This is a genomic window from Pirellulaceae bacterium (assembly GCA_019636385.1).
In the GTDB taxonomy this organism is placed as follows: domain Bacteria; phylum Planctomycetota; class Planctomycetia; order Pirellulales; family Pirellulaceae; genus Aureliella.
The window spans coordinates 803,062-819,909 of record JAHBXT010000002.1 but is presented as its reverse complement, the minus strand read 5'-3'; the positions used below and the strand labels follow the sequence as shown (position 1 = coordinate 819,909).

The window sequence follows — 16,848 nt, the reverse complement described above, 5'->3', positions numbered from 1 at the left end:
CGCTGGTTATTCACCGGCTCCGCATGCCCGGCCCTTCCAATGATTTTAGACAACAAAGGAATCTCATGAGACTGGATGGTCACACGGCGCTGATTACTGGCGGCACACAAGGAATTGGGGCCGCCATCGCGCTGCGTCTGGCCCAGGCCGGTTGTCACCTGGTTCTACATGGGTTGAAACATGACACTGTAGCAGACCAAACTTTACAAGCCTGCAGACAGCACCAAGTACAAGCTCACTGTGTCGCTGGCGATTTATCCCAACCGGCGCCCGGCGTGGCGGCTATGCTGTTGCAGCAGTTGGACGAGCTGCACAGCGCACCAACCATACTGATCAACAACGCTGGTACCTGTCGCGACGTATCGTTTTTGGATATGGATTGGCAGACCTATCGGTATACTCAAGCACTGAACGTGGAAGCTGGCTATTTTTTAACTCAAGCCATGGCTCGGCGCTGGATTGCTCAGGGAACCGCTGGCCGCGTTCTGTTTACCGGGTCGATCAATGGACAGTTGGCCGAAACGTCGCATACCGCCTACGACATCAGCAAAGGCGCAGTCCAAATGATGGTCCGCACGTTATGTGTCGCGCTGGCCGGGCACCGCATTCGGGTCAACGCTATGGCACCGGGTCTGATTATGACACCCTTGACGGCGACAGCTTTGCAAGGCAACGCACTTGGCTGGATGCAGTTACACACCCCCAATGGTCAAGTGCCCGGACCCGAAGTGTGTGCCGGTGCTGCTCTGTTTCTGGTCAGCGACGAAGCCGAGCACATTCACGGACAGACATTGTTAGTCGATGGTGGCATGAGCGCTTGGCAGCAACCCGATCCGCCTGCCAATTGGACCACCAGCCGATGATGCTCACGTTACTGACGGCACCGCTACTTGCCAAACGCAAGCAGTCTCCGCCACCAACCAGATCCTCCCGGCAGAACAGCTCTCGAAACCCGGCTGCAGCCCAGCCAGCGGCTGCCAGTCTTCCGCCTTCTGTCGCTGACCGCAGCTTCCAGCGGCATGACTTGTGGCACTACGCGGCGATTATGCTGGTTGCGTTGCTGCTGCGCGGAATTCATTTTTTTGAACTGCGAAACGAGTTGCCGTTTGCCACGCTGATTACCGACAGTCGCGTCTATGACAACTGGGCGCAGGACATTGCAGCGGGCAACTGGATGGGGTCTGAAGTCTTTTATCAGTCGCCGCTTTATCCATACGCGATGGCCGCAGTTTATAGTTTGACCGGTTATAATCCGATGCACGTCCGCTGGCTGCAAGCTTTTCTGGGCGCAGCGGCTTGTGGCTTGCTGGCAGTCGCCGGCCACAGCTTTATCGGCCGCCGAGCGGGCTTGGCCGCAGGTTGGATGCTAGCGGTCTATGCTCCAGCAATCTTTTTTGACTCTCTGGTGCAGAAGTCCTCTCTTGACCTATTTTTCTTGACTGCTGCGCTAGCGATTATGGGACAGATGTTGCGAAAGCCGCACTGGCCTTGGACGATTGCGCTCGGAGTTGCGCTGGGGCTGTTGGCACTCAACCGTGAAAATGCTCGATTGCTGCTACCCATAGTAGGCGGATGGCTCTGGATCTACTTTTCAACTGCTTCCTGGCAGCGTCGAGCTGGCTGGCTGGCGGGCATGGCATTTGGCTGCAGCTTGGTTCTGCTGCCCGTGGGCTGGCGCAATTATCGCGTGGGCGGCGAGTTTCTTTTGAGCACCTCACAGTTCGGTCCCAACTTTTTCATCGGCAATCATGCCGGCGCGACGGGATTGTACCAACCTTTAGTTGAAGGTAGAGGCCACACCATTCACGAGCGCGCCGATGCGGTGAGACTGGCTCAGCAGGCACAGGGCCGCAGCCTGACTCCTCGCGAAGTTTCCAACTACTGGCGCAATCGTGCTCTGGAGTTTATCACCGGTGAGCCAGTTCAGTGGTTGCGATTGATGGTATGGAAAAGCTATCTAATAATGCACCGTCAGGAGCTAGTGGATTCCGAAGGTATCGAAGTCTACGCGCGTCACAGTCGGCTGCTACGCGCGTTATCTTGGTTCAACTTTGGTTTGCTTGTACCATTGGCTGTGGTCGGTGCCTACATAACGCGGCACCACTGGCGGCGATTGGGAGTTTTGTATGTTTCCATAGGAATTCTGGCCGCGTCCGTAGCGATCTTCTTTGTTTTTGCGCGTTATCGATATCCGCTAGTACCGATCATGCTACTTCTGGCTGGAGCCGCTGTGGCTGCGCTGCCGCAGATTATTTCTGATGTGCGACACGGGGGGCTGACGCGACGCTGGGCAGCGGTGCTGATTGCAGCCCTGCTGATTGCCGTGCCGCTCAATTGGCCGCTACCACAGTATCGCGACGATGCCATCGCCTATGCGAACTATGGCAAAGAACTGATCGATCAAGGCGACTTAGAGCTGGCTGAAACGGCGCTTCGCCAAGCCATCTTTCTGGAACCGACAGTGGCTGGACCGCAGTACAATCTCGGTCGAGTATTTGACATGCAAGGCAACCCACAGGCTGCGCGACATCAGTATGAGATCGCCGTAGGTCACAATCCCCAGCATGGACGGGCGCATTGGCAATTAGGCCGACACGCTCTAGCAAGCGGTGATATTGCTGAGGCCCTTCAGCGTTTGCGTTTGGCCTCTCAGCTCGCTCCAGAACTGGAAACGATTCACAGCGACTTGGGTGCAGCACTCTTGGCTAGTGGTGCGGTTGACCAAGCGATCGCAGCCTTTCGACGCGCCCTGGAAGTCGATCCCACCTCGGCCAACGCTGCCAACAATCTTGTATGGTTGCTGGCCACATCTCCGGAGCAGCAGCTTCGAAATACAGAAGAAGCTCTCAAATGGGCTAAGCTCTTAGAGTCCACTGGCGAGCCGATGTATCTGGACACGGTTGCCGCAGCCTACGCGCAGGCTGGTCAGTTTGAGCAAGCTGTACAAATCGCTCAGCGTGGCAGCAGTTTGGCCCGCGAGTCGGGTCAAGATGAGCTGGCCAGTCGCTTTCAGGAGCGCTTGCATCTTTATCAGGCCGGACAACCCTATCGCGAACATGCTGCGGTTGTTTCAGAGCGTTAGCTCCGGAACTGTGATCCCTAATGCGACAGCTCTAACAATACTCCCATGCCTAGCGCTGCGTGCTGATAATCGCCGATTGGACTTCGATTACCAGCATGGGATCGAATTCACGATCGCCAACGAAACGGTTCAATCTCAAAACGTGCTCTGCCGGTTGCTATTCCGTGGTCAAATCGTCTATGATAACTCTGCAAATGCCCGGATGGCCGCAGTCAACTCTTATGAGTGCACGGTGCAGCCAGTAGGCTTCTGTGCGGCTAAGCATGAATCTATGCAAGACATTTCGATCACCTTTGACCACCCATGGATGCTACTACTGCTTGGCGCGCTGCCGCTGTTGTGGTGGGTGAGCTTTAGACACTTGGCCGGCTTGGGGAATGGTCGGCGACTGACAGCGTTGCTGCTGCGCAGCACGGTGATATTGCTGATGATTCTGGCTCTGGCAGGCCTCCAGTGGGTGCGCATCAGTCAGAAAGTCTCGGTCATCTACCTGCTGGATCAAAGCGACAGCATTGCTCGTGCCAAACGTGAGTTGATGCTAGATTTGGTGATCAAGTCTGTTAAGCGGCATCGCCAGGCGGAACGCGGCGATCGTTCCGGCCTAATCGTGTTTGGCAGAGAGGCGGCTATCGAATTCCCGCCGTTTGACGATGACCTACCGGCAGTTCGAGGGCTGGAAAGTTACCTTGGCCCTACCGATGCCACCAACCTGGAAGCGGCTCTTAAACTGGCCCAAGCAGCATTTCCAGAGGATACAGCCAAACGAATTGTGATCTTGTCCGACGGCATCGAGACGCTCGGGCAAGCGGGACCCGTAGCCAGTTCCATGGCCCAGTCGGGCATTGGCATCGATATTATTCCTATCGACCTGCTGGCTGGCAGCGAAGTCCTGCTAGAAAAGGTGGACCTACCACAAACTATCCGCCAAGGTCAACCGTTTCAGACTCGAGTGGTGATACAGCGTTATCAGCAAGCGGGCGACCGTCCGGTTAAGGGCCGACTGCGGCTAACTAGAAGTATAGGAGCCTCGGAACAGGTCATTGTCGACGATGCCGTCACGTTGGATAAGGATATCAACGTCTTCCCAATCACGGACACCGTCCAGCAACCTGCCGGATACATCTACCGCGCAGAGTTTATTCCTGACGACCCCAACGACGATGCTTTGCAACAGAATAATCGCATCGAATCGTTTACTTATGTGCGGGGTAGAGGGCGAGTGCTGCTGATTGAAGACTGGCGGAGCCCAGGCGACAATCTTCTGGTCGTGGATGCATTGCGGCGTGGTGAGATTGAAGTCGATGTGCTGCCCAGCAATCAATTGTTTACGTCGCTGTCGGAACTGCAAGCATACGATTGTGTGATCCTGGCTGGAGTCCCTCGCAGCAGTGGAGACGCGGCTGAAGATATTGCCAGTTTCAGCGATCTACAACTCGACATGCTAGTTGCCAATACCGAGCAGTTTGGTAGCGGCCTGATCATGAGTGGTGGACCCGATGGACTGGGAGCCGGTGGCTGGACAAACACCGTTATCGAAAAGGCGATGCCTGTCGATTTTCAGGTTAAGAATACCAAGGTGGAGGCTGTGGGCGCGTTGGCAATTATTTTACACGCCAGCGAAATTGCTCGAGGTAATTACTGGCAGAAGCGAATTGCCGAAGAATCGCTGAAGGTCTTAGGTCCTATGGACTATTGCGGGATCCTGCAATACAGCCAGTTGGGAAATGTATGGTTGTGGGGTGACAAGCACGGTATGTTGCGAGTCGGCCCCAATCGCGATGGCATGTTGAAGCGCATTCGCGGAGTTTCGCCTGAGGACATGCCCGATTTCCAACCCTCGATGCAGATGGCTCTCAGCTCACTGACGACCACGCCTGCATCGATCAAGCACATGATTATCATCAGCGACGGCGATCCAGCTCCGCCCGCCCGTGGACTGGTAGGACAGTTCAGCCAGGAAAGCATTAAAATCTCTACAGTTGCCGTTGGTGCGCATGGTCCTGCCGGTCACCAGACGTTGCAGGACATTGCCAATCAGACGGGTGGCAACTATTACCAAGCGGCCAATCCTGCGGCACTTCCCAAAATCTTTCAGCGCGAGGCGATGCGAGTCTCGCGACCGTTAATACGGGAGCCTGAAGGCGGAGTTCTGCCGCAAATCGCCTATCCGCATGAACTGCTGACTGGTTTGCCACGCCAGTTGCCGCGCATCAAGGGCTATGTCTTGACGACCGTCAAGGACAGTGGCTTGGTCGAGCAGATCCTGACCACTGGCGACTCCGAGATGGAGACTGAGAATCAGACGCTGTTGGCAACATGGACCTATGGTTCTGGGCGGTCGGCGGTCGTTACCAGCGATATGGGGCGCCGGTGGATGACAGGCTGGGCTGAGTGGGGCGGTCACGATCAATTCTGGCAACAACTGGTGCGCTGGACCATGCGCCCGACGCAAACCGACGCCAAGTTCAGCATCGCCACCAACACCGGAGACGGCCGCGTACAGGTCGTGGTCAATGCGTTGGATAGCCAGGACCAGTTCTTAAACTTTCTTGAAATGCAAGCCGTCGCAGTTGGCCCAGATCTCAAACCAATTTCTGTCTCGATGCGTCAAGCTGCACCGGGGCGCTACATAGGCAACTTTGAAGCTGATAATGCCGGCAGCTATTTGATTAACGTCATTCCCGGTGCGGGTCATCCACCCTTGACCGCCGGCGCGACAGTGCCTTACTCGGACGAATATCGCCTTCGGCAGACAAATCTGGCATTGCTGCAGCAACTCTCAGGATTGACTCCCAGGGGCGGGCAGCCCGGTCAATTGTCTGCCCCGCTGGACGCAGCCAATGTGGATAGTCTGCTGGACTTAGATGCTTATCGCGGCGGATTGGCGAAAGCCATGAGTATGCAAGATATCTGGCCGTGGTGTGTACTGCTGAGCGTTGTGTGTCTATTGGGCGATATCTTTGTTAGACGTGTGGCCGTGGACTACGCGCTTGCTCTGAAATGGATTTATGCGCGATTCTTTGGCAAGACCGTAAGCCCGCAGGATGCTCAGCGGCAGTTGCGCCTGGATCGGCTGCGTGAACGCAAGACTGAGGTAACTGCCACAACAACTGCAGACCATTCTGCGGCGCGCTTCGAAGGAATGGCTAATTCTGAGGCTGCCGCTCATAGCTTACCGGCTGTGGATTCCACAGTTGCCTTAACTGACCTAAACCCGGCGGCGGCAAAACAGCAGGCCAATAGCTTGTCGGCTGATGACGCCCAAGAGGGTTATACATCACGACTTTTAGCGGCCAAGAAAGCCGCTCAAAAGAAGAATCCAGGTGACACCCGGTAACCACGAAGTGGCCGCTGTGTTATTCTGATGGCCTTTTCCACCCCCTCCTAAATGTCAAACATCAACTATGACCAACGAGGCTCAGCAAGTCCAGCAACAGGCTCAGGAGTTCCGACAGCGCTATCAAGCGGTGCGTGACGAGATTGGCAAGACGATCGTGGGCCACGACGAGATCGTTCACGGTGTGTTGACCAGCATGTTTGTAGGCGGACACTGCTTACTGGAAGGCGTGCCCGGACTTGGCAAGACGATGCTGATTCGTACCCTGGCCGAGGCCCTAAGCTTGCAATTCAATCGTGTGCAGTTCACTCCCGACCTGATGCCCGCCGACATTTTGGGCACCAACATGATCGTCGAAAACGAGCGCGGAGCCAAATCGTTCCAATTCCAGCGCGGTCCCATCTTTACCCAGATTTGCCTGGCAGACGAAATCAATCGCGCTACACCCAAGACGCAGTCTGCACTGTTGGAAACGATGCAAGAGGGCACTGTTACCGTTGGCGGGGTACGCTACGAACTTGAGCAGCCTTTCTTCGTACTGGCGACGCAGAATCCTATCGAACAAGAAGGGACCTACCCGCTACCTGAAGCCCAATTGGACCGCTTTCTGTTCAAGCTGGTCGTGGGTTATAGTTCGCGAGATCAGCTGAACACCATCGTCGATCGCACGACGCGCGGAACCAAGATTCAAACACACAAAGTCATGGATGGTCCAGAGATCAAGCGTTGGCAAGCGTTAGTGCGCGAGGTAATCCTGGCACCGCACGTACAGGATTACATTGTACGATTGATCTTGGCGACGCACCCCCAAGGCGATTTTGCTCAACCGATTACGAACCAGTATATTCGCTGGGGTAGTAGCCCGCGCGGCGCGCAAACGCTGGCCTTGGCCGCAAAAGTTCGCGCATTGTTAGACGGCCGCTTCAATGTCAGTTTCGAGGATATTCGCCGTGTGTTTCTACCCAGCCTGCGCCATCGCGTGCTGTTGAATTTCGAGGCCCAAGCCGAAGGCATCGAAGCGGATCAGATTCTACTGGAAATCCTCGACAAGGTGTCGGAAAAGTCGGAGTCATAACCCGGCTTCCGAGTTGCCTCGTATAATCGCGCGGGTATCCCTGAGCACCGCAGCCGATATCCTCCACCACGTTGTCCCACTGTTGTCATGACCAATCGTTCTGCCCGACACGTTCCACAAGACTACGCAGCTGCGCTTTGCATGCTTTACGAGCGCATTAATTACGAGAAGCAAAACCATGCAGCGCCGTACACAAGTCAGCACTATCGGCTGGATCGTATGCGCGAATTGCTCGCCTGCCTGGGACACCCCGATCGTCAATATCCGATCATTCACATCGCGGGAACCAAAGGCAAAGGAACCACGGCCACGCTGCTACACGACGCGCTGTCAACTGCGGGATGGCGCGTCGGCCTGTATACTTCGCCGCATTTAGTCAGGCTTGAGGAACGGTTTCGCGTGAACGGTAATCAGTGTAGCCCTGAAGAGCTGGTTGGGCTGACCGGACAGGTGATCGACGCGGCGCACCAGTTAGAAAATGCTGGCTGGGAGCGGCCGACATTCTTCGAACTGACGACGGCCATGGGAATGCTGTACTTTGCTCAACAGCAAGTCAATTGCACGGTGCTGGAAGTCGGCTTGGGTGGACGCTTAGACAGCACCAACGTTTGTCAGCCAATTCTTTCAGTTATCACGTCCATTAGCTTAGACCACCAGACACAATTGGGAGAAACCATATCTCAAATTGCTGGCGAGAAGGCAGGCATCATTAAGCCGCGCGTTCCCGTGATTTCAACAGCCCGACATCCCGATGCACGACAAATAATCGAACGCGTGGCGGCGGCGCATGAGAGTCCGTTGATGCTGCTCGAACGCGACTTTAGCGTCCACTGGCAAGCCACTTCATTCATGCCCCCAACCTCGATGGAAAATTCGTCGGGTCCTGTGGCTGAGGTCGTTTATCGAACATTGACGGAGGGGCGATCCTCGCCACTGGCAAATACCAAGTGGCGCACACGAATGCTGGGGCGGCATCAGGCCGACAACCTAGCCGGGGCAATCACAGCACTTGACTGGATGTTATCTGACGCCGGCTATCACTTCGAATTCGATGCCTTACGAAGCGGAATTGCATCTTCACATGCCCCAGCGCGCCTGCAGATTGTCGGCCGGAGTCCACTGCGATTGATCGACACAGCTCATAATCCCGTTTCCATAGCGGCTGCCCTTCAAGCACTGGATGATCACTTTCCCAATCAACCTCGCACCATTGTTTTTGCATGCAGTCGCGACAAAGATTATCGCGATATGTTGAGGCAGATACTTCCCAATTGCCAACGCTTGATTTGCACGCGTTTCTTGGAGAATCCTCGAGCTGTCTCCCCCGAGCAATTGCGCCAGATCGCTGCTGAATTTTACGATCAAGCCACTAACAATTCAGTGAACAAAGACCAGCGCAGGCCGACTATCGAACAAGCCGATAATCCGTGTGCTGCCTGGCGACGGGCTCTTCAGACCGCTGGCCAGAACGGTCTCATCATCGCCATGGGCTCATTTTTCTTGGCTGCCGAATTGATGGCCCAGCCGCTGCAGGGCGACTCCACGGAATGCAATATGCTGCATTCCCAGCCCCAGGGTATGTGAATGGGGCAAATTCGATACTAAACTTAGTGCGTAACGCTGATCGCAGCTTTGGTTCCAATGTGCCCCATGTCGCGTCACGCACTCTCGCCTATGGTGCTCCGGGCGGACCTATCGTCAGATAGAACTTGGTGGATCGGGCAGAGCGCATTGCAGTATCGACGGACTCTACACTTGCCTCCAGCACGCATCCCACAATCGGCTTTCCTCCAATGCCTTTCGATGCCGAAGGCGTCGAACGGCCTCCGTCTTGCACGGATGCCATGCCGGGCAGAAATCGTCGCACTGATCGTTGCGACTTTGTTGTCTTGGGATGTATCGGCACTCGAACCGCTTCCCAAGCCGCTGGAAGTGATTGAACAACATTGTCTACGATGTCATAACTCACTCGATCGGGCCGGCGGTCTGTCACTGGCCAGCGAAGAGGATTGGTTAGTTGGCGGCGACAGCAGTTCAGGACCAGCCACTCTACGCGAGCGTGCGTTGGAAATGTTATCGATGGTCGTCTCTGACAATGGTCCCCCCGCCATGCCTAAGGAATCGCCACCGCTGCCAGCTAACGATTTGGCTACATTGGTGGCGTGGCTTAAATCCGATACACACTGGCCAGACTCACTTCAGCTTTCGCCACCACGAACAGTAGATTCGCAGTGGTGGTCTCTGCTGCCTCTGGAACGCTCCATGCCTCCTGTACCTGCAACGGCAATAGCCGAAACTCATGCCGAGAATCCTATCGACTTGTACTTGCTTGAGAAACTGCGAAGTGCCGGTCTAGGTTTTTCTCCACCCGCCGAGCGTCGCACGCTGGCTCGCCGGCTGTATTTCGATTTGGTTGGATTACCTCCCTCACCCGAACAAATCGACGCGTTTGTGTATGATGTCGATCCGCTGGCCTACGAGAAATTGGTAGATGAATTATTGCTCTCGCCGCGCTACGGGGAACGGTGGGCGCGTCATTGGTTAGATGTCGTACATTATGCGGATACTCACGGCTATGACAAAGACCAACCTCGTCCCAACGCCTGGCCCTATCGCGATTACGTAATCCGTGCACTCAATGACGATACGCCGTGGAGCCAGTTTGTTTGTGAACAACTAGCGGCAGACGTGATTGATCCTGACAATATGCAGGCGATTGATGCGCTCGGCTTTTTGGCGGCCGGACCATGGGACTTGGTGGGCCATGCAGAAGTGCCCGAGTCCAAGATTGATGGCCAAATCGCCCGACATCTCGATCGCGATGATATGGTACGAACCGTCATGCAGTCGTTCATCAGTCTGACCGTCGGCTGCGCTCAATGCCACGACCACAAATTCGATCCCATTTCACAACATGAATACTATCAATTGCAATCTGTGGTGGCCGCCCTGGATCGCGCCGACAAAGCCTACTACGACGACCCTGAGTTGACTCGCCAGCGACAACAACTGATCGAACAACAACAGGCGTTGCTACAACAAATTGCAGCCCTCAAGGAATCTCCGCCGCCTGACGGGACCTCGGACAGTGACAGTTCGAGTCAAGCTGATTTGAAACAGGCCCAACGGAATCTGAATTCGATCAACGCGAGAATTGCCAAACTGCCGGCTCCCAAGTTGGTCTATGCTGGTACTGTGCATTATGGCTCGGGCAGTTTCGCCGGCACGGGAGCCTCGGCTGGACGTCCGAGAACAATTTACCTGCTACATCGCGGCGACGTGACCAAACGCGGCGACGCTGTCCAGCCCGCAGCTCTATCGCTAATCCACGGTCTCAGCGGCGAGCTATCTTTGGCACCGGATCATTCCGAAGGTCAGCGACGAGCTGCGTTGGCTGGCTGGGTGACCGACCCGAACTGTTCGCTTACTTGGCGAAGCGTGGTCAATCGAGTCTGGCAGTATCACTTCGGACAGGGCTTGGTCGATACACCAAATGATTTCGGAAGCATGGGTGGCTTGCCAAGTCATCCCGAACTGCTGGATTGGCTGGCCATCGAATTTCGCGATGGAAATCAATCACTCAAATGGCTGCATCGACTGATTGTGACTAGCCGCGCATACAAACAATCTTCGTCTCCAGAGCATCAACTGCCTCAGGTCGTGCGAGCCCAGCAGGTTGACGCTAACAATCGGCTCTTGTGGCGTGCTAACCGACGGCAATTGGAAGCAGAGGCGGTTCGGGATAGCATTTTGTCGGTCAGCGACCATTTAGATTTTACCTCTGGCGGCCCCGGGTTTAGGGAATTCGTGTTAGAAAAACCAGAGCACTCACCGCACTACCGTTACGACTTGCTGGATGTCATGGATCCTGCCACGCATCGCCGCACGATTTACCGCTTCACCGTTCGCTCGCAATTGGAACCATTTACTACTGCGTTGGACTGCGCCGATCCCTCCCAGCAAGTAGCCGTTCGCAACGCTAGCCAATCGCCTGCGCAGGCGCTATCGTTGCTCAACAGTGCACTGGTATTGGCAATGAGCCAACAGTTTTCTCAGAAGTTAAGTCAATCCCACTCCCCAGCCGGTGATAAAACCTCTTCCGTAGTTGAACGCGGATTCCTGGAGGCACTTGGTCGTCCGCCAGACGTTGAAGAATTGAGGCAATTGACCGACTTTGCCAATGAGTATGGGATGGAGCACTTGTGCCGAGTGCTATTTAACCTTAGCGAATTTGTCTTCGTGGATTGATTTTCCTGTAACGCGTCCAACTTGGTCTAAGTCCGATGTCCCCCTTGATGCCCAATCGCCGCCAGCTCCTGTCGCAAGTGGGCGATGGATTTGGAATATGCGCACTGGCTGCCCTGCTTGGAGAGGAAGGACGTTCCGCCTCTCCCGACCCCAGGGCGACAGGGTCGGACGATGCGAACAAGACATCAAGACTACAGTTTCCTCCCAAGGCGAGGCGAGTCGTTCAGTTATTTATGGCGGGTGCCGCCAGCCATATTGACCTATTCGATTTCAAGCCCGAATTGATCCGCCGCCACGGACAACCCGCCGATTACGGTGAGCCCATCGAGGCCTTTCAGGACGGACTGGGCCCATGGAAGAAGCCGATCTGGCCATTTAAACCCTACGGTCAATGCGGCAAACAGCTCAGCGACGTGGTTGCCGATCTAGGTGACTGTGTCGATGACATGGCTTTCATCCACAATATGGTTGGACGCTCTGGTGTGCATAGTACGGCCACGCTATTGCAATCGACCGGCTTTAGCCTGCCGGGATTTCCAGGCATGGGCTGCTGGGTGAGTTATGGTCTTGGCAGTGAAAGCCAGAACTTGCCCGCCTTCGTCGTACTGCCAGATCACCGAGGACTAGCATCCAATGGCGTCAAAAACTGGGATGCTGCATTCCTGCCGGGCCAGCACTCTGGCACGTGCATCTACCCCAATCGCAACCCGCCAATCGAAGCGCTGTGGCCTAACCCAACTTACGACTTTCTCAATCACGCCAGCGAGCAAGCCACGCAAGCATTGCTTTCAAAGCTTAATCGAGACCTTGCCCGTCAGCATCCGCTCGACACTCGACTGGAAGCCCGTATTCGCAACTATGAACTCGCTGCCAGAATGCAGTTGGCAGCACCTGAAGCGCTCGAGCTAACCCATGAACCGAAGTACATCATGGACTTATACGGAATTCAGCCACCAGGGACGACATGGCCTACTGAAATTAATGCTCCAGAGGAAACCGATCACTTCGGTCGCAAATGCCTAGTTGCGCGACGACTGCTTGAACGCGGAGTGCGATTCGTTCAGGTTTGGTCTGGCAATGACAATGGATTTCCTCGACGCAATTGGGACTCTCACGAAAACGTCGCTCGCGATCACGAACCGCTGGCGCGAGGAATGGCCCGCGGAGCGGCCGCGCTGATCAAAGATTTGAAACAGCGCGGGATGCTGGAAGATACGATCGTGTTTTGGACTACCGAGTTTGGTCGCCTGCCGTCCAGCCAAGGAGGCGACGGACGCGATCACAATCCATTTGCATTCACAAACTGGCTGTGCGGCGGTGGTGTCCAAGGCGGCATCTCGTACGGCCCCAGCGATCAGTGGGGCTACAAACCACTTCAGCGCGATCGACCGACTCAAGTTTACGATGTCCATGCGACGATCCTGCAACTTATGGGCATCGACCATCGACAGCTGACCGTGCGGCACAACGGCGTCGATCGCCGACTGACCGACGTACATGGTCAGGTGATTCTTGATTTGCTCTAGCGCACTTCTGTGGTAAATGTGTCCCATAATTCTATCCAGGGCACCACCGCCACCTGGAGCCTCTTGGGGCGGATTGCGGTAGAGCAATTCTGCTGCCCTGAGCTCGACCAGAAAGAGCTGGGCTAACGCCAATCCCTGTAGCACAGCCGAGACGCCATTCACGGATGATGTGGCTCGGAATTTATTTACTACTCAAGTAGACAATGAAGTGCAGCGCTGTCTGAGAATCTCGTGAGTTGCTGTTGGAATCTGAAAGTAGTTAGGTCAATCCGTGCTATTCCGGCATCGAGACTTGGTTGGTCGACATCAAATAGCCGATCAGGTCTCGAATCTGGTCAGGCGAATAGTCTTGCAAAATCCCATCGGGCATCAGAGATGTATTGGATGGTGTCAGCGATTCAACGTTCTGTCGATCCAGAGTCACCGCTTCGTTAGCTGTCTGCAACGTTAGCGTGCGTTCGGTGGAGGCCACAATCACTCCGTTGATAACCCGTCCATCCTCCGTCAGGGCAATAACCATGCGAAAGCCTGCGCCGACACTCGCACTGGGATCAACGATATTCTCAAGCAAGTAGTCGAGATTTCTGCGGTGAGAGCCGGTCAAATCTGGTCCGATCTTAACTCCCACGCCGTACAACACATGACAACTGGCGCAGGATTTCTGAAACAGCGCGCGACCAGCTGAAAGATCACTGCTGGCCAGGACTTCGCTAGTCAACATCGACTTAAGGTCTTCAATCTGCTGTTTCTTGTCTTCTGCAGTATTGCGAACATCTCCCCACAGCTCGATCAACTCTTGAGTAATCGTGTCATCATCAAACGATCGTATCTGTCGAGCGTGAAAGGCAGAGATTTCATGGACTGCAATCGTCTGATTGCGCACTGCTTGCAACAACTCCTTCGCAGTTGTAGGTCGCGAAGCCAGTGTATGAATCACTTCCGCTCGCTCGGCGGGTGTCAACCCCCTGAGTCGCCCTAACAATTCTTTCGATGTGCCCGGATGATCGTACAGCGCTAATCCTCGAATCGCCTCACCTACCAAGGCTCGGTCTCCAAGCAATCGTATTAGAGTCGTAGCAAACTCGGGTGGGCGACTGTTGAGCAGTGATCGCAATGCTTGCCGCCGAACCTCGGCCTCCACATGGCCATCTTCCACGATTCGAGTCAATTCTTCTAAAGCTCGACCATCGCCGAAAACCAGCCGCAACGCTTGCAGATCACGCTGAAGTTCGTTCGAATCCGCTTGGACGAAGTGTTTTTCAAACGCAGCCCAATTGGCTGGCGGAGTAGCCTTGTGCCAGCCGTTGAGCGCCTTGGCCATGCCATGTAGCACCGACGGTCGCGCACTAAAAGACTTTTCTTGCGCGGCTGACAATAGACCAGCTAGCAGTTCTGGCCGCGAGTCAATTTCCAGTGTCAATCGCCGCGCAATATTCTCAGTCAGCAGTGGGATCTGGGATTGCCTGGCTAATTCAATTGCCTCAGCCGGTTGTGCCAGCATGATCGGTTCCACACCGAACCACAGCATCGACGGAAACATTCGATCTGCAGCGAACTCTGAGCGCGAAGCTAGAGGTTTGGCAATCTGCCAACACAAATTGGCCGGTAATCGTTGCAGTGCCGAAGCCAAATAGAGCTGCACTAACCCTGAGCGATCATGGTGGGCCATTTTGACCAGAAGCGACTTGGCCTGATGAGTAAGCGTGCATTGACTGGGCGTTTGTTGATCAACTAGCAATCTCAGTGCGGCAACTCGCAGTTGCTCGTGTTCGCTCGCAATAAATGAAGTCAGCCAGGACTCATCTGCGGCACCGACTCCGTAGCAGGTTTCCAGCAAACGAATCTTGGTAGCCAAATCCGTTGATTGGTTCATCGCACCATCGATTTGTGCGCGCACCGCTGTGATTTCCAACTGCGATTTTCCAGAGCTGTATCGTTCGCTCAGAAGCCTTCTAGCAGTTCTTGCCCACCAGGCGTTGGCGTGGGATTGCAGCTCCAACAACTGTCTATCCGATTTGCTTGATAAATTGAGCGAAACAATTGGCCGGGGGCGCCCGTAGGTAAGTTTGTAGATGCGACCACTGGTGCGATGAACTCCGTCATGATCATGGCACTCGCCCGTATCACTCCAATCGGCAATGAAGACGCCACCATCAGGACCAGTGATCAGGTCCATGCCTCGAAACCATGCATCTTGCCAAAAGCAAATGTCTGGAGCTCGTTTGCCAACATAGCCAGCTGACTGCCGCTCCACCGAGTTGCTATTCATTCTGGAGCCATGCAGATTCAGGGTGAATAATCGGTGGCGATATTCGCTTGGCCAGTTGTCTCCCTGGTAGATCATTAAGCCAATATGCGCATGCCCACCGCCAGCTTCACTTGTCGCATCGGACAGTCCCTTTTGCACTGCGTGCCAAACTTCGCCGGTGTCCCAGTGAACATGGTCGGCGGTCTGTTCAATCAGCTGATAGGCATGGGGGTTCAAATCGACTCCGTACATTCTCTGCACGTGTGCGCCAGGAACCACATGCCACAAATGCCCTATGACGGTGTTGATCACAAACATGTGGCCATATTGATCGAAATCGAATCCCCACGAGTTGGTCATTCCATGCATGACCGTTTCAATGCGCTCCGAGGCGGGATGATATCGCCATACGCCAGTATTAATTCTAATACGCTGGGAATCTCCGGCACCTGGCCTACCTATATTGCTCGTGGCTTGAATGCCGTGTCGAGCATACAGCCAACCGTCACTACCCCACTTCAATCCGTTGGCTGGTGTATGCCCCACCGCGTCGTCATCGATGCCATCTAATTTGATTCGCGGTGGACCATCCATGATATCATCTCGATTTTCATCGGGCAGGAACAAGAGGTACGGAAGACTGATCGCCCAGACTCCACCGTTGCCGACTTCGATACTGGTCAGCTTGCGCGCGTCATCCCAAAAGACCGTTCTCTTGTCATGCCTCCCATCGCCATTGATGTCTTCCAAAATGACAATTCGATCACGCTGCTGGTCGTCAAACCCGCCTACAGCAGCTCCTGACCAACTGTAATTCTCCGCTACCCACAACCTTCCACGCTCATCGGTAGTGATGGCGATAGGATTTTGAACGTCGGGTTCAGCCGCAAACACTGAAAGCTCAAAACCCGGTGGCAGCTTTGTCGTTGTGACGACCTGTTCCGGTGCCATTGGACTGTCGGTTGACTTCTCAGAGTTTATCAGGGCAGGAAACTGGTTATCTGCAAGTAGCGGAGTCCCCGCAAAAGTGACAACCAGCAGAGTAAGGCGCAGCAAGTAGCGACAAATTGGCAGCACGCATCAAGTCCTTAGTTTAGGCTTTAGAGAATTCGAGCGAATATCGTATATGGACGCTACTGCACATGCGGACTCGTTTTATTGAAATCACGAAACATGGTTGGCTGCAGAATGATTTAAGACCCTACTTTTTTCAAATTTTGCCGACTTATCGTCCATCGATTGGCTACCCAGCACCTGTTGGCGTTTAGCCATTTGGAGCTGGCCCCAAAACTAGGTTGAACAATCAGGGGCAATGCACTCGCGAATGGGTTG

The 16,848-nt window shown here is 54.7% G+C and carries 8 protein-coding genes; 7 read left to right on the top strand and 1 reads right to left on the bottom strand.

Features of this window, described 5'->3' with window-relative positions:
* Positions 1-92 precede the first annotated feature (92 nt).
* From KF752_08740 to KF752_08710, 7 genes are all read left to right on the top strand, one after another.
* Positions 93-863 carry an SDR family oxidoreductase gene (locus tag KF752_08740; protein ID MBX3421628.1) on the top strand — a complete coding sequence of 257 codons (771 nt, stop codon included), beginning with the start codon at positions 93-95 and terminating at the stop codon, positions 861-863.
* Positions 860-3,082: a tetratricopeptide repeat protein gene (locus KF752_08735; GenBank protein MBX3421627.1), complete on the top strand. Its 2,223-nt coding sequence runs from the start codon at positions 860-862 to the stop codon at positions 3,080-3,082. The genes KF752_08740 and KF752_08735 overlap by 4 nt, the downstream gene beginning before the upstream one ends.
* 271 nt (positions 3,083-3,353) lie before the next feature.
* Positions 3,354-6,419 carry a VWA domain-containing protein gene (locus tag KF752_08730; GenBank protein ID MBX3421626.1) on the top strand — a complete coding sequence of 1,022 codons (3,066 nt, stop codon included), beginning with the start codon at positions 3,354-3,356 and terminating at the stop codon, positions 6,417-6,419.
* Positions 6,420-6,486: 67 nt separating this feature from the next.
* The gene (locus KF752_08725) at positions 6,487-7,494 is read left to right on the top strand and encodes a MoxR family ATPase (GenBank protein MBX3421625.1); all 1,008 of its coding nucleotides are present in this window, start codon (positions 6,487-6,489) and stop codon (positions 7,492-7,494) included.
* 87 nt (positions 7,495-7,581) lie between these two features.
* Positions 7,582-9,078, top strand: coding sequence for a bifunctional folylpolyglutamate synthase/dihydrofolate synthase (locus tag KF752_08720; GenBank protein ID MBX3421624.1), 1,497 nt, complete (start codon positions 7,582-7,584; stop codon positions 9,076-9,078).
* A 255-nt stretch (positions 9,079-9,333) separates the two neighbouring features.
* Positions 9,334-11,742 (top strand): PSD1 domain-containing protein, encoded by a 2,409-nt coding sequence (locus tag KF752_08715; GenBank protein ID MBX3421623.1) that lies wholly within the window; start codon positions 9,334-9,336, stop codon positions 11,740-11,742.
* Positions 11,743-11,789: 47 nt separating this feature from the next.
* Positions 11,790-13,268: a DUF1501 domain-containing protein gene (locus tag KF752_08710; protein MBX3421622.1), complete on the top strand. Its 1,479-nt coding sequence runs from the start codon at positions 11,790-11,792 to the stop codon at positions 13,266-13,268.
* A gap of 274 nt (positions 13,269-13,542) precedes the next feature.
* Here the strand turns inward: KF752_08710 and KF752_08705 are convergent, their stop codons facing one another.
* Positions 13,543-16,467, bottom strand: coding sequence for a c-type cytochrome (locus KF752_08705; protein ID MBX3421621.1), 2,925 nt, complete (start codon positions 16,465-16,467; stop codon positions 13,543-13,545).
* Positions 16,468-16,848: the final 381 nt, after the last annotated feature.

What these genes read in the sequence shown, in the direction of transcription:
- KF752_08725 (MBX3421625.1), top strand. Translation starts at nt 6,487, where the DNA reads ATGACCAACGAGGCTCAGCAAGTCCAGCAACAGGCTCAGGAGTTCCGA.
- KF752_08735 (MBX3421627.1), top strand. Translation starts at nt 860, where the DNA reads ATGATGCTCACGTTACTGACGGCACCGCTACTTGCCAAACGCAAGCAG.
- KF752_08705 (MBX3421621.1), bottom strand. Translation starts at nt 16,467, where the DNA reads ATGGCACCGGAACAGGTCGTCACAACGACAAAGCTGCCACCGGGTTTT.
- KF752_08730 (MBX3421626.1), top strand. Translation starts at nt 3,354, where the DNA reads ATGCAAGACATTTCGATCACCTTTGACCACCCATGGATGCTACTACTG.
- KF752_08715 (MBX3421623.1), top strand. Translation starts at nt 9,334, where the DNA reads ATGCCATGCCGGGCAGAAATCGTCGCACTGATCGTTGCGACTTTGTTG.
- KF752_08720 (MBX3421624.1), top strand. Translation starts at nt 7,582, where the DNA reads ATGACCAATCGTTCTGCCCGACACGTTCCACAAGACTACGCAGCTGCG.
- KF752_08710 (MBX3421622.1), top strand. Translation starts at nt 11,790, where the DNA reads ATGCCCAATCGCCGCCAGCTCCTGTCGCAAGTGGGCGATGGATTTGGA.